The organism is Hyphomonas sediminis, assembly GCF_019679475.1.
Lineage (GTDB): Bacteria > Pseudomonadota > Alphaproteobacteria > Caulobacterales > Hyphomonadaceae > Hyphomonas > Hyphomonas sediminis.
In genome coordinates, this window is sequence record NZ_JAIEZP010000001.1 from 764,904 (window position 1) to 779,275 (window position 14,372).

The following is a 14,372-nucleotide window of genomic DNA, read 5'->3' on the forward strand; positions in this document are numbered from 1 at the left end:
TACAAATAATCGGAAACCGCATAATGGTTGCAAGCCGTCGACTGAAATATTCTGACCTTAAGTATCATATTGATATCATTTTGTGATCTTGCCTATTGCGACTTGCGAAGCCGCGCTTATAGCAAGCGTTCCAGCAATTTTGGGGCAAGCCTATGGCCGAGCGTATGCTGCAGTTCACGAAAGTTTCCCGCGCAATGCCGCAGAAACGTAGCGCGAAAGACCGCGCCGCCGACTTCCGCGAGATTTACGGCGAATTTTCTGTTGAAGCGGCGACCGCGCAGGCGAGCCGCTGCTCCCAGTGTGGCGTGCCTTTCTGCCAGCAGGGCTGTCCGCTCTCAAACAACATTCCCGACTGGTTGCGCCTGGCTGCCGAAGGCCGCGTTGAAGAAGCCTGGCGGGTTTCTTCGGCGACCAACAACATGCCAGAGATCTGTGGCCGCATCTGCCCGCAGGACCGCCTGTGTGAGGGCATCTGCACAATCGAGCAATCGGGCCACGGCACCGTGACTATCGGCTCGATCGAGAAATACATCACCGATACGGCCTGGGCTGAAGGCTGGGTTCAGCCGATCAAGCCGCCGCGCGAGCGTTCGCAGTCGGCGGGCGTCATTGGCGCGGGCCCCGGCGGTCTTGCCGCAGCCGAGCAGCTTCGTCGCAAAGGCTATCAGGTTACCGTTTATGACGCCTATGATCGGGGCGGCGGACTCTTGATCTACGGAATTCCGGGCTTCAAGCTGGAGAAGGATGTTGTCGAGCGCCGCATCCAGCATCTGGAAGCCTCTGGCATCAAATTCAAATTCAACACCCGCATTGGCGTAGACATGCAGCTCTCGGATATTCGGGATGCGCACGATACGGTTCTCATCGCGACGGGCGTGTATGCAGCCAAGGACCTGAAGTGTCCGGGCAGCGGATCGGAGGGCGTCTTGGCCGCACTCGATTACCTCACGGCGTCCAATAGGGTGGATCTTGGTGACAAGGTAGCCGAGTACGAAGACGGCACCCTGAATGCTGGCGGCAAGCGCGTGGTGGTCGTGGGCGGTGGCGACACCGCAATGGACTGTGTACGCACGGCAATCCGCCAGGGTGCCAAGTCTGTAACCTGTCTTTATCGCCGAGACCGGGCCAACATGCCCGGATCGCAGCGCGAAGTTCAGAATGCGGAAGAAGAGGGGGTCGTTTTTGAATGGCTCGCCAATCCGGAAGCCATCATTGACACCAAGGGTGGCAAGGTGAAGGCCGTTCGTGCCAGCCGAATGAAGCTTGGCGAGTCTGATGCGTCTGGACGCCAGGCGCCAGTCAAGACTGGCGAAACCTTCGATGTGAAAGCCGATCTTGTCATCAAAGCGCTTGGTTTCGATCCTGAAGACCTGCCGGCGCTCTTCAATGAACCTGCCTTGACGGTCAATCGCTGGGGCGCGGTCCGTGTGGACTATTCCACGATGGAAACCAGTCTTCCGGGTGTCTATGCGGCTGGCGACATTGTTCGCGGCGCATCACTTGTCGTCTGGGCGATCAAGGATGGCCGCGACGCGGCCGAAGCAATGCACCAATCTATGAAAGCGGCCGAGCAGGCAGCGAAAGTGGCGGCGGAGTAAATCAGATGTCTGATTATGTGAAGAACTATGAAGAGAACCGCCAGCGTCTCATCGAGGCAGGCGCTTACAATCCCGAAGACGAACGCGACGCCTGCGGCGTTGGCCTCGTGGTTGCGCTGGACGGCAAGCCGCGCCGCGAAATCGTCGAGATGGGTATCCGCGCGCTGAAGAATGTCTGGCACCGCGGCGCCGTTGATGCCGATGGCAAGACGGGGGACGGCGCGGGAATACGCCTTGATGTACCGCAGGATTTTTTCCGCGAACATGTGAGCCGCACCGGCCATAACCCGACCGATGACCGTATCTGCGTTGGCCAGATCTTCATGCCGCGCACGGATTTCGGCGCGCAGGAAGCGGCCCGTACGCTTGTTGAGCGCGAAGTGCTGAACTTCGGCTTCTACATTTATGGCTGGCGCCAGCCGCCGGTCGATGTGTCCGTGATCGGACAGAAGGCGAAAGACACGCGCCCTGCCATTGAACAGATCATGTTCCGTGATGCGCGCGGCCGGTCGCCAGAAGAGCTGGAGCGGGCGCTTTACATTTGCCGCCGCCGGATCGAACGCCGGGCGCGCGAAGCAGCGATCCCGCATTTCTATGTCTGCTCGCTCAGCCACAAGTCGCTGATCTACAAAGGCATGTTCCTGGCGCAGGACATCGACAATTTCTATCTCGACCTCCGCGACGAGCGGTTCGTGTCGGCTTTTGCGATCTATCACCAGCGCTATTCGACGAACACGTTCCCGCAATGGGCGCTGGCCCAGCCCTTCCGCACGATTGCCCACAATGGGGAGATCAACACGTTGCGCGGCAACCGCAACTGGATGAAGAGCCATGAGATCCGCATGGTGTCGGAAGCATTTGGCGATCACACGCAGGACGTGAAGCCGGTTATTCCCGACAGCACATCTGACTCCGGCGCGCTGGACGCGGTTTGGGAGCTGCTTTGCAAATCGGGCCGTCCGGCGCCGATGGCCAAGGCAATGCTTATCCCGGAAGCTTGGTCGAAACGTGACTCGGTGATGCCGATGGCGCACCGCGCGCTCTATGATTACTGTAACTCCGTCATGGAGCCATGGGATGGCCCGGCAGCGATTGCCGCTTATGACGGCCGCTGGGCAGTGGCCGGACTTGACCGCAACGGTCTTCGCCCGCTTCGCTATTCTCTGACAACGGACGGTATATTGGCCGTCGGTTCAGAAACGGGCATGTGCCCGCTTGGCAATCATGAGGTTACCCGCCGCGGGTCTATCCCGGCGGGGGGCATGATCGCGGCGGATCTGGGCACGGGCAAGTTTTACGATCACCGCGAAATCGTGGACTTTCTTGCCGAGCAGGCGCCCTATGAAGAGTGGCTGCAGGCAGTCACCGAGCTTGAGCCGGAAATCGGCCCAGGCCCGGAGCCTGTTCTCTTTAACAAGGAAGAGCTGCTCCGTCGGCAGACAGCAGCAGGCTATACGCTTGAAACCCTAGAGTTGATCCTTGCGCCTATGGCCGAAAGCGCCAAAGAAGCGATTGGCTCTATGGGCGATGACACTGCTCCAGCGGTTCTGACCATGGCGTATCGCCCGATGAGCCACTTCTTCCGTCAGAACTTCAGTCAGGTGACCAACCCGCCGATCGACCCGCTGCGCGAAGGCCGTGTCATGAGCCTGCGAACGCGGTTCAAGAACCTCGGCAACGTGCTGGATACGGACAAATCGCAGCAGGAAGTGTTCGTGCTAGAGAGCCCGGTTCTCACGACCGGAATGTATGAACGCCTTCTGGAGCGGCTGGGTCTCGGCACCGAGACGATCGACTGTACTTTCGACGCAGCGGATGTGACCTCCGAAGGCGCGGCGCTTAAGGAGGCGCTGGAACGCATCCGCCGTGAGGCGGAAGAAGCTGTTCGTGCGGGTCGTGAGCATATCATCCTGACGGATGAGAACCAGTCGGCCAGCCGGATTGCGGTGCCTATGGTGCTGGCAACGGGCGCAGTGCATTCGCACCTTGTGGCGCAGGGGTTGCGGACGTTCTGCTCGATCACCGTACGTTCGGCTGAATGTCTCGACACGCATTACTTCGCGGTGCTCGTTGGCGTCGGCGCGACCTGTGTGAACGCTTATCTGGCGCAGGATGCCATTGCGGACCGGCATGCACGCGGCCTGCTGGGCGACATTTCGCTCGGAAAAGCCGTCCAGAACTTCAAGGAAGCCATCGAGGCGGGTCTTCTGAAGATCATCTCGAAGATGGGCATTTCGGTCATCTCTTCCTATCGCGGCGGATATAATTTCGAAGCGCTTGGCCTCTCCCGCGCGCTGGTCGCAGATTATTTCCCCGGCATGTCCAGCCGTATTTCCGGCCTTGGTCTTGCTGGCCTCGAAGAGAATGCGCTTGTCCGCCATCAGAAGGCTTTTGATGAGGACGTCATCTCTCTGCCGGTTGGTGGTTTCTATCGCCTGCGCGCCTCTGACGAGCCGCACGCGCTCGACGGCAACCTGATCCACACCCTGCAGGCGGCGTGTGATCGGGGCGACTACTCCATCTATCGCAAGTATGTCGACGCGGTTCACAACCGCGACCCGCTGCAACTGCGTGACCTGCTGGACTTCAAGCCTGCAGGCCCGGCGATCCCGCTGTCGCAGGTTCAGTCGATCAACGAGATTCGCAAGCGTTTCGTCACGCCAGGTATGTCGCTTGGCGCACTGTCGCCTGAAGCGCATGGCACGCTGAACGTTGCCATGAACCGCATTGGCGCCAAGTCGGTGTCGGGTGAGGGTGGGGAAGACCGCGCCCGTTATCGCCCGCTGCCGAATGGCGACAACATGAACTCGGCGGTGAAGCAGATTGCTTCCGGCCGGTTTGGTGTGACGGCGGAATACCTCAACGAGTGCCGCGAGATAGAAATCAAGGTGGCCCAAGGCGCAAAGCCTGGCGAAGGCGGACAGTTGCCGGGCTTCAAGGTGACCGAACTGATCGCCAAGCTGCGCCATGCGACGCCGGGCGTGATGCTGATCTCGCCGCCGCCTCATCATGACATCTACTCGATCGAAGACCTCGCGCAGCTGATCTACGACCTGAAGCAGATCAACCCGGAAGCCCGGGTTTGCGTGAAGCTCGTTGCCCAGTCGGGCGTCGGCACGGTGGCTGCCGGTGTTGCGAAAGCCAAAGCGGACATCATCCTGATTTCAGGCGGTGTCGGCGGCACGGGCGCAAGCCCGCAGACCTCGATCAAATATGCTGGCCTCCCCTGGGAGATTGGCCTGGCCGAAGCCCATCAGGTGCTCTCGCTCAACAACCTTCGTGAAAAGATCACCCTGCGGACGGATGGTGGTCTGCGTACCGGCCGCGACATCGTGATCGCAGCCATGCTGGGCGCTGAAGAGTATGGCGTCGGCACAGCGGCGCTTGTGGCGGTCGGCTGTATCATGGTCCGCCAGTGCCATTCGAACACCTGCCCAGTCGGCGTGTGTACCCAGGATGAAAAGCTGCGGGCGCACTTTACCGGCAATCCGGACAAGGTGGTGAATCTGATGAGCTTCATCGCCGAAGACGTGCGGGAAATCCTCGCGTCGCTGGGGCTCAAGTCTCTCGATGAAGCAATCGGACGCACGGACCTGCTCAAGCAGGTCAGCCGCGGGGCAACGCACCTCGACGATCTCGACCTCAACCCGCTTCTGGTTCAGGTCGATACCGACAGCCCGATTGTCTACAAGCCGACCTATCGTGAGCCGGTTCCGGATACGCTCGACGCACAGATCCTGCGGGATGCTGAACCCTTCTTTGAGCGTGGTGAGAAGATGCAGCTCGAATATGGCGTGCAGAACACGATGCGGGCGATTGGCGCGCGGGCAAGTTCGCGCATTACACGGAAGTTCGGTATGCATGCGCTCCCCGAAGGGCGGTTGCACATCCGTCTTGAGGGTTCTGCAGGCCAGTCGCTTGGGGCGTTCAGCGTGCAGGGCTTGCTTCTGGAAGTGCTTGGCGATGCCAACGACTATGTCGGCAAGGGCCTTTCTGGCGCGACCATCGTTGTGACGCCGCGTCCGCGTGATCGCCGTGCAGCCGTGGGAGACGCCATCATTGGCAACACCTGCCTTTATGGCGCGACCACGGGCAAGCTCTTTGCCGCGGGCACGGCAGGGGTTCGTTTTGCCGTCCGCAATTCGGGCTCGAAAGCGGTGGTCGAAGGCTGCGGTGCAAACGGCTGTGAATACATGACCGGTGGCCGGGCGATGATCCTTGGGCCGGTTGGCGACAATTTCGGCGCCGGCATGACCGGCGGCGCTGGTTATATCTGGGATCCGCAACAGCGGTTCGAGCGTGTCGCAAATCCGGATTCAATCGACTGGTATCCGCTGGCCGACATGCCGGAGGAACATATCGGCGAAGCCAAGGCGCTGCTGGAAGAGCATGTTCGCCGTACGGGCTCTGTGCGGGGAAGGGAACTACTCGACGCCTGGGACGCGACGCTCGGCCAGATGCTGATGATTGTGCCGAAAGAAGTCGCCAATCTGCTGCTTGCGCGGAAAGCCGATGGCTCCAAGCGCAAGCAGGCAGAGCGGGCCTGATCCGGGGAAGGATCAGGCGCCTGGCTTCTTTTTGCGGCGGATGCGCGGCCAGATGGCCCGCAGCCAGATCCAGAGCAGCACGCCGATGAGCAAGAGCCAGGGCAGGCCGATGGCAAAAGCCGTGACGACGGCCGCGACAGCGCTGGCAAGATTGTAGAAGAAGTTTCCGAAGGCTTCGCCGAGCGGCTGCAATGCGCCTTGCGACACGGGATTGGTTTTCGTGTCATAGCTGACCGCAAGCTGGCTCATGTCTACGCGCTGGCGCAGAGCGGCGAGCGTGGACTTCAGGGAGTCGATTTCGCCATTGACGCGGGCCAGTTCACGCTCGGTTTCGAGAATGTCACCAAGTTCGCCCGGGCGGTCCGCGAGCAGCTTTTCGAGACGCTTCTGCAGCGTTTCCTGAGCATTCAGGCGGGCGCCGGTGTCGATTATGGAAACCGTCAGATCTTCGGCGGTGGTCTGCCGGTTGGTGACCTCGCCCTTCGCCGCTTCAGCTTCGGCTTCCACGCCGGACAGGAACTTCTCGATCCAGTCAGGCGTCGCGCGCAAATTCAAAGTGGCTGAAACCTGGTCCTCAGAATAGGCGTTCATCCAGGAATTGGTGACGACGCAGACTGCTGGTCCTGCGGCTTTGCAGGCGGCGATATGGCCCTGCATTGTGGGTTCGATGGACTTCACAGGAAGCCGCATGCCGACGCTATGCGAGTAGGCAATATACTGCTGCACACTGGCTGAATCCGCTCCGCCTCCGGCGGACTCCTCCACCTCACTGTACATTGGCTCTGCGGATTTCATGGCCATTTCCATGGCCGGGGGCGCCGGAGCGTAGCTGCGTTCCGCGCTGCAGGCTGCGGCCAGCAGAAGCGGCAGGGTCAAAAGGGCTAATTTCCTGAGCATGATGCGTGTCCTCCCCAACATCGGGCGTGAGCAGGCATCATCTCCCGGAAAATGGCAATACCGTGCCGGAAGCTGGTCCGAAGCAGGATAGATTGCAGAATGGGGCTTAGGGGCGGAAGCCGATCCGTCTCTCTTCAGCCTTCAGAACGCGCTGAGCGTGCGACACGAAGTCTACCAGTAAGGGTCGGGTATCACGGGGGTCTATGATTTCCTCCGCAAGGAAACTTTCCGCGGTGCGGAAGGGAGACCTGATTGCTTCGAACTTCCTGTAGAGCTGCGCTTTCAGGGCGTCGGGATCTTCTGCTTCCGAAAGCTCTTTGCGGAACGCCGCCTCGATGCCGCCGGCCATCGGCAGGGAGCCCCAGTCTCCGCTTGGCCAGCAATACCGCCACTTCGTCTTCGACTGGTTCATCATGGCCGAGCCCGCCAGACCATAGGCTTTGCGAATGACCACCGAGCATACCGGAACATCAGCCTGGTAGACGGCTGTCATGGCCCGTACACCGGCGCGGGTGACGCCTGCAGTTTCCGCTTTAACGCCAACGGCAAAGCCGGGGCAGTCGACGAAGTGAATGACGGGCAGGTGGAATGTGGAGCAGAGGTCCATATGCCGGGTGACCTTGTCGCAAACGTCGGCCGTCCACGCGCCATCCAGGAAGAAGGGGTCGCCGGCAAGAATGCCAACCGGATATCCGTCAATCCGGGCGAGGCCTGCGACGATGCCGCGGCCCCAATATGCGCCGATCTCGAAAAAGCTGCCTTTGTCGACTGCCGCGTCGATGATCTTGCGGGGTTTGTAAGGCGTGCGCCCGTCCTGCGGCACGATGGACAGCAGGCTCTCTTCCTTGCGCTTCGGGTCATCCGTCGGCTGAACGCGTTCAGGCAGATGATGTACGGAAGGGGGAAGGTAGGAGAGGAATTTGCGCGCAGCGATAAAGGCATCGGCTTCGGTGTCGACGACGTTATCTACAGTTCCGTTCTGGGCTTGAATTTTCCAGCCGCCGAGCTCTTCCTTTGTGACGTCCTCTCCCAGAGCGATGGCAACTGGCGGGCCGGCCACGAAGACCTGGCTCAGTTCTTTCACCATGATGCTGAAATGGCTGGCTGCGACCCGGCCAGCGCCCATGCCAGCGCAGGGCCCGAGTGCCAGTGACACGAATGGCACCTGCGTGAGGCCGTGAACAATTTCGTTCCAGCCGGGCGTTTCTGGAATGTAGGTGCGCGGATCTTTCTCCAACATCTTGACTGAGCCGCCACCGCCAGTTCCGTCGATCATCTGAACAAGGGGCATCCGGTATTCGGCGGCCATCTTGATGGCTTGAACCATCTTCTGCCAGATCGAGGCGTCGGCCGCGCCGCCGCGCACAGTGAAGTCGTCTGCGAGGACAACGGTGGGACGCCCGTCAAGGCGGGCGCGGCCCATCACGGAGTTTGAGGGCATGAAGGTGGCAAGCTCTTCATCAGGGCCGTAAGCAGCCTTACCCGCAATCTTTCCAATTTCGTGGAAGCTTCCTGGGTCGGCCAGGAAGGCGACCCTTTCCCTTACGGTAAGTTTGCCGCGTCCGCGCTGGCGCGAAACCGGCTCCTCTCCTCCCATCTCCTCGGCCAGCCGTTCCCGGCGTCGGAGTTCCTCGATCGCTTTTTGCCAACTCATGGAATTCAACTGATCGATGTATCGCAAGGTGCGTCAAGGGATTCTTCTTGCCGGGTCCCTTCCGGTTTGCTTTATCCGGGGCAGGTCTCAATCCAAGGAGGAAGCCTGATGGATCTCGCCCAACTCACCCAGCGCGCTGCAGAAGCGATGGCTGGCGGCAGTGATTTCAAGAAAAAAGTGAAGTTTGATTTCGGTAGCGTCGGCAAACTGTTCATCGATGGCGCCGCAGGCGTTGCTGACAATTCCGACGGCGCGGCTGATGCCACCATCTCGATCAACTGGGATGACTTCACGAAGCTCGCTGCTGGCGCGCTCGACCCGACGATGGCCTTCATGCAAGGCAAACTCAAAGTTGCGGGTGACATGTCGGTCGCGATGCAGCTCCAGTCGCTGATGAAGAAGCTGGCTGGCTGATCTGCCTGAAACAGATCGCTTGACGCATTGAGCCGCCCCGGGGAGACCTGCGGGCGGCTCTATCATTTGAACCAGGAGACTCTTGCATGACACAGGCAGGCGCCAGACAGGACCGGTTTGTGGAAGTGTCAGGAAATCCCGCGCCCCAGGGCGCTGAAATTGTCTGGTTCGACGGTCTTGAAGGGCGCCGGCTCAGAGCGTGTGTCGCGCCCGCGCTTTCGGCAGCAAAGCCGCGCGGGACCGTGATTGTGTGTCCGGGCCGCACGGAGTTTATAGAGAAGTATTTCGAGGTAGGCCGCGAGCTCCAGCAAATGGGCTTTGCTATCGTGATCCTCGACTGGCCGGGGCAGGGCCTTTCCGACCGCTTGCTGCCCGACAGCAAGAAGGGGCACATAGACCGCTTCGAGACTTTCATGAACGCGCTTGCCAAGGGACTTGGTGCGCTCGAGACGCGTTTGCCGCGCCCCTATGTGTCGCTGGCTCATTCGATGGGGGGCGCCATCGCTCTGGCGGCAATTACTCAGGAGCTTGTGAAGGTGGAGGCTGCGGCCTTCTGCGCGCCGATGTGGGGGATCAAGTCACCTGTACTCGGGATGCGCTATCTCGTCTGGGCAATGAGGGCCACTGGACGGTCCGGCGATTATGCGATGCAGCCAGGGCCGCCGGAAACATTCGAAAATAATATCGTGACCCACGACAAACGGCGTTGGGAGCTGCAACGTGCGCTGATTGATGCGCAGCCTGATCTTGAGCTTGGCCCCGTTACCTGGGGCTGGCTGGGCGCGTCGCTGGACATCTTCTCGACCTTCTCGAAAGCCAAGCTTCTCGCCAAGGTCTCCGTGCCGGTATTTGTTGCTTCGGCCGGAGAAGAAAAGCTGGTGGATAACGCATCGCATAGCCGGATCGCGTCGCGGCTTCGCGATTGCGAACACATCACCGTGGAAGGCGCGATGCACGAGATCCTTATGGAGACAGGCGACAAGCGTGCTGAATTCTGGGACGGCTTCCAGCGCCTTCTGAAGCGTGCCGGGATCTGAAACTAATCACAAGCGGGCGACTGCGGATCGGGAGGAATTTCTATGGCCATCATTTCACTGTCTCGTATTCTGGCTCATTGGGCGGATGAACAACCTGACCGGATCGTACTTTCGCACGAGGGCACCGAGATCAGCTGGGCGACATTTGATGCCCGCACCAACCGGCTTGCCCGCGCATATCAGGCGCTTGGCGTAAAGCAGGATGACTTTGTCACGATTTCCCTGCCGAATGGGATAGAGTTTTTTGAGGCTTGTTTTGCGACCTGGAAGGCAGGCGCTACGCCGCAGCCGGTGTCCGCACGTCTCCCCAAGCTGGAACGCGACCAGATCGTTGAAGTCGGCGCGCCGGCGTTGGTCGTTGGTGTTCCGGCGGGGGAATATCCGCAGACGGCATGTATTCCTCTTGGCTACAGTCCCGACCCGTCGCTGCCGGATACTCAATTGCCTGAAGCGATTGCGACCAGCTTCAAAGCCATGACGTCGGGAGGTTCGACAGGGCGGCCAAAGCTGATTGTCTCGAAGCAGCCGGCGGCTACGGACCCGGATATCCCGCTTCTCGAGATACCGCAGAAGGGATGCATGCTTATCCCGGGTCCACTCTATCACAATGGCCCTTTCCTCTGGGCAATGCAGGCCTTGTTCAAAGGGTGTACGGTCGTTGTTACCACCCGGTTTGATCCCGAAGAAACGCTTCGGCTGATCGAGAAGTACAGCGTCGATGTGGTTTACACGGTCCCCACCATGATGCGGCGCATCTGGGCGTTGCCGGAGGAAACCCGGACGAAATACAACCTCTCCAGTTTGAAGGCGCTCTGGCACCTGGCAGCGCCCTGTCCGGCGTGGCTCAAGGAGTGCTTCATTGAGTGGTTGGGCCCAGAAGTTATCTGGGAGCTGTACGGCGGTACCGAAGGGCAGGGCTCGACGACTATTCAGGGCACAGAGTGGCTGAAGCATAAGGGATCGGTTGGGAGGCCTGTTGAGGCCTGCGAAATGAAAATCGTGGGCGAACAGGGTGAAACCCTTCCGCCACGCGAAGTCGGGGAAGTGTTTATCCGGCCGCTTTCGGGCGCAGGGACGACCTATCGCTATATTGGTGCTGAAGCCAAGGCGATTGAAGGCGGTTGGGAAAGCCTCGGCGACATGGGCTGGATGGATGAAGACGGGTATCTTTACCTGTCTGATCGTTTGTCCGACATGGTGATTGTCGGAGGCGCCAATGTCTATCCGGCTGAAGTCGAGGCGGCGATCGAGGCTTATCCAGGTGTCCGGTCATCTGCTGTGATCGGCCTTCCCGATGATGACATGGGCGCGCGCCTGCACGCCGTTATCGATCGCCCGGACGGCGCGGTTGATGAGGCCTCCATGCTCGCTCATCTTTCGGAGCGTCTTGTGCGGTACAAGATCCCGAAGACCTTCGAATACACGGCGGAAGCTGTTCGGGATGATGCCGGCAAGGTTCGGCGCAAGGCCCTAAGGGAAGCTCGAATCCAGGCCTCTTGACTTCCCCAAGGGCGCAATAGCTCCCGTCCTTCCACATTGGGAGGAAAACGCCATGAAAGTAGCAGCCGTCAAAAAGCCAGGTGGGCTGGAAAAGCTCGTCATTGAAACGCGGGAAGATCCGAAACCGAAAGCGGGCGAAGTGCTCGTCCGTGTTCGGGCCAGCTCGCTCAACTACCATGATTTCGTTGTCGTGCTGGGCGGAATTCCAACGCCTGACGGCCGCATTCCGATGTCGGATGGCGCAGGGGAGGTTGTGGCGGTCGGTGAAGGCGTCACGAAGTGGAAAGTCGGCGACAGGGTCATTTCACTTTTCTTTCCGGGTTGGCAGTCGGGGCAGATTGAAGCAGCTGGTTTCCAGAGTGTTCCTGGCGACGGCGCTGATGGGTTCGGAGCCGAGCTGGTTGCGGCGCCGGAAACCGCCTTCACGCGGATGCCCGCTGGTTGGACCTTCGAAGAAGCCGCAACACTGCCGTGTGCAGCCTTGACCGCGTGGCGCGGAATGTTTGTTGAAACAAAAACCAAGCCTGGCGATTGGGTGCTGGTTCAGGGAACGGGCGGCGTGTCGATCTTTGCCCTGCAGTTTGCGAAGATGGCCGGAGCGCGCGTCATCGCAACCTCTTCCTCAGAGGAGAAGATGCAAAAGCTCAAGAGCCTCGGCGCTGACCATGTGATCAATTACAAGGAAACGCCGGACTGGGGCCGCAAGGCTTTTGAGCTGACGGGTGGCCGAGGAGTCGATGAGGTGGTCGAGATTGGCGGGCCTGGTACGATGGCGCAGTCAATCAATGCCTGCCGTCCGGGTGGACACATTTCGCTGATCGGCGTCCTGACGGGTGTCTCAGGTGAAGTCCCGACAGCAGCGCTCTTTTCAAGGAACGTAACCGTGTCGGGGATCACCGTGGGGTCTCGCCGTCACCAGGAGGACATGATCGACGCCATTGAAGCCTCGACCATGCGCCCTGTCATCGACAGCAAGTTCCCGCTGGATCAGATCGCCGCTGCCTTTGCCCACCAGGCGAGCCAGAAGCATTTCGGCAAGATAGTCCTGACGATCTGATCCTATCGCAAGAAGAATGATTAGGGCGTGCCCGTCTTATTCGACGGGCACGTTCTCACGCAGATCCTCGATCTCACTGTTTCCGTCAGCCGTATCCGGGTCGCCGTTGGCTTTGTGGATCCGGTAGACGACGCCGGACAGGAGGGCGATGGCGAGCAGGTTTGGCAGCGCCATCGATGCATTTGCGATATCGCCGAAGCGCCAGACAAAATGCACCTGCGCCACAGCGCCCACGAAAATCACCACAACCCAGATGTAGCGGAACGGCTTGGTCGCCCATTCGCCGATGAGGAAGGTGACCGCCTGCTCGGCATAGTAGGACCAGCCGATAATGGTCGTGAAGGCGAACAGCGTCAGGCAAAGTGTGACGATCCAGCCACCGACTGGGCCGGGAACGGCGTCAGTGAAGGCCTGATTGGTCAAGGTTGCCGGGCTGTGGCCTTCGGCCATCCAGATATGGCTGGTGGTTTCGCCGGCCCATTCCTTAAATTGGCCAGCCGTTGCCCAGCTGCCCTCGGCGGTGAGGATCACGAGCGCCGTCATGGTGCACAAGACCATCGTGTCGATGAATACGCCGATCATGGCGATCTCGCCCTGGGTTGCGGGGTTTTTCATCTGAGATGCGGCGTGCGCGATGGGCGCAGACCCTTGACCCGCTTCGTTCGAGAAAAGGCCGCGTGCCACGCCTTCGCGGACTGCAAAGAGAACAGCATAACCCGCCAGGCCGCCGAGCGCTTGATTGAGGCCGAATGCGGAAGCGAAGATCATTCCGAATGCGGCAGGAATGAACTGAATGTTGAGGGCGAGAATGACAACACAGGCGGCGATGTAGAGTGCCGCCATTGCCGGAACGAGATTACCTGCAACCCGTCCGATGGACTTGATACCGCCAATAATGACCGCAAAAACGAATGCGCAGAGTACGGCGCCGATCAGAGCCTTCATCGGGTCGACATCGATACCGAATACGGAAACCGAGTTCGCCATGCCGATCCCGAAGTCGGTGCGGAAAACATCTGTCAGGTTGGCGGTAATGCCGTTGGCTTGAATCATGCCGCCGGTTGCGGTTGCAGAGAACATGGTTCCAAGGCAGAAAATCGCGGCTAGCCAGGTCCATTTTTTCCCGAGACCTTTGCGGATGTAGTACATCGGGCCGCCATTGATCCGGCCATTTTCGTCTATCTCGCGGAATTTGATGGCAAGGGAGCTTTCGGCGAAGGCGAGCGCCATGCCGAGGATCGCCGTCACCCACATCCAGAATACTGCGCCGGGGCCGCCGATGGTGATAGCCGTTGCCACACCGACAATGTTTCCGGTGCCAACCTGACCAGAAAGAGCCGTTGCCAGGGCTTGGAAAGGGGTGATCGCGTTCGGCTCACCGTTGCCTTTGCGTCCCCGCCAGACTTCAGAAACTGCCGGAACAAAGCGTCGGAGCGGACGGGCGCCGAGGCGCAGCATGAAAAACACCCCCACACCGAGAAGAATGAGGGCCATAGGACCAAAGGGCAGAACGCGCGTGTCGCCCCATGTTCCGCCCCAAATAAAATCGCTGAAGGTCAGGACGCCCATTTCAATCGTCCCGAAAAGTTCGGCTAGCATGTGTGAGGGCCTCCCCGGCGCCAAAAGTGTCAATTTGGGGGCACACTAGCCCGCTTCGACGGGCTGTGA

Annotated in this window: 9 protein-coding genes; 6 read left to right on the forward strand and 3 right to left on the reverse strand. The window is 60.0% G+C overall.

Annotation, left to right across the window (positions count from 1 at the left end; genetic code table 11):
• The first annotated feature begins 152 nt into the window (after positions 1-152).
• Both K1X12_RS03865 and gltB read left to right on the forward strand, forming a co-directional pair.
• Complete coding sequence (locus K1X12_RS03865) at positions 153-1,598, forward strand: NAD(P)-dependent oxidoreductase (protein WP_220986317.1); 1,446 nt, start codon at positions 153-155, stop codon at positions 1,596-1,598.
• Between the two features lie 5 nt (positions 1,599-1,603).
• On the forward strand, positions 1,604-6,145 hold the full coding sequence (gltB, locus tag K1X12_RS03870; protein ID WP_220986318.1) for a glutamate synthase large subunit: 4,542 nt from the start codon (positions 1,604-1,606) through the stop codon (positions 6,143-6,145).
• 12 nt (positions 6,146-6,157) lie between these two features.
• Here the strand turns inward: gltB and K1X12_RS03875 are convergent, their stop codons facing one another.
• Together K1X12_RS03875 and K1X12_RS03880 are read right to left on the reverse strand one after the other, a co-directional pair.
• On the reverse strand, positions 6,158-7,021 hold the full coding sequence (locus K1X12_RS03875; RefSeq protein WP_225907862.1) for a DUF4349 domain-containing protein: 864 nt from the start codon (positions 7,019-7,021) through the stop codon (positions 6,158-6,160).
• Between the two features lie 127 nt (positions 7,022-7,148).
• Positions 7,149-8,696, reverse strand: a complete 1,548-nt coding sequence (locus K1X12_RS03880) for an acyl-CoA carboxylase subunit beta (protein ID WP_220986320.1) — start codon at positions 8,694-8,696, stop codon at positions 7,149-7,151.
• A 108-nt stretch (positions 8,697-8,804) separates the two neighbouring features.
• Here K1X12_RS03880 and K1X12_RS03885 point away from each other — a divergent pair, with 108 nt between their 5' ends.
• The 4 genes from K1X12_RS03885 (at position 8,805) to K1X12_RS03900 (ending at position 12,704) form a co-directional block, all read left to right on the forward strand.
• The gene (locus K1X12_RS03885) at positions 8,805-9,110 is read left to right on the forward strand and encodes an SCP2 sterol-binding domain-containing protein (RefSeq protein WP_220986321.1); all 306 of its coding nucleotides are present in this window, start codon (positions 8,805-8,807) and stop codon (positions 9,108-9,110) included.
• Between the two features lie 86 nt (positions 9,111-9,196).
• Positions 9,197-10,147, forward strand: a complete 951-nt coding sequence (locus K1X12_RS03890; protein ID WP_220986322.1) for an alpha/beta fold hydrolase — start codon at positions 9,197-9,199, stop codon at positions 10,145-10,147.
• A gap of 42 nt (positions 10,148-10,189) precedes the next feature.
• Complete coding sequence (locus K1X12_RS03895) at positions 10,190-11,647, forward strand: AMP-binding protein (protein ID WP_220986323.1); 1,458 nt, start codon at positions 10,190-10,192, stop codon at positions 11,645-11,647.
• 52 nt (positions 11,648-11,699) lie between these two features.
• The gene (locus K1X12_RS03900) at positions 11,700-12,704 is read left to right on the forward strand and encodes a zinc-dependent alcohol dehydrogenase family protein (protein WP_220986324.1); all 1,005 of its coding nucleotides are present in this window, start codon (positions 11,700-11,702) and stop codon (positions 12,702-12,704) included.
• A gap of 36 nt (positions 12,705-12,740) precedes the next feature.
• On the opposite strand, the gene K1X12_RS03905 is transcribed toward K1X12_RS03900, so the two are convergent.
• Positions 12,741-14,303, reverse strand: a complete 1,563-nt coding sequence (locus K1X12_RS03905) for an alanine/glycine:cation symporter family protein (protein ID WP_220986325.1) — start codon at positions 14,301-14,303, stop codon at positions 12,741-12,743.
• Between the last annotated feature and the right edge of the window lie 69 nt (positions 14,304-14,372).

Coding starts and splice junctions, on each gene's coding strand:
- K1X12_RS03865 (WP_220986317.1), top strand. CDS start 153: ATGGCCGAGCGTATGCTGCAGTTCACGAAAGTTTCCCGCGCAATGCCG.
- gltB (WP_220986318.1), top strand. CDS start 1,604: ATGTCTGATTATGTGAAGAACTATGAAGAGAACCGCCAGCGTCTCATC.
- K1X12_RS03880 (WP_220986320.1), bottom strand. CDS start 8,696: ATGAGTTGGCAAAAAGCGATCGAGGAACTCCGACGCCGGGAACGGCTG.
- K1X12_RS03885 (WP_220986321.1), top strand. CDS start 8,805: ATGGATCTCGCCCAACTCACCCAGCGCGCTGCAGAAGCGATGGCTGGC.
- K1X12_RS03890 (WP_220986322.1), top strand. CDS start 9,197: ATGACACAGGCAGGCGCCAGACAGGACCGGTTTGTGGAAGTGTCAGGA.
- K1X12_RS03895 (WP_220986323.1), top strand. CDS start 10,190: ATGGCCATCATTTCACTGTCTCGTATTCTGGCTCATTGGGCGGATGAA.
- K1X12_RS03900 (WP_220986324.1), top strand. CDS start 11,700: ATGAAAGTAGCAGCCGTCAAAAAGCCAGGTGGGCTGGAAAAGCTCGTC.
- K1X12_RS03905 (WP_220986325.1), bottom strand. CDS start 14,303: ATGCTAGCCGAACTTTTCGGGACGATTGAAATGGGCGTCCTGACCTTC.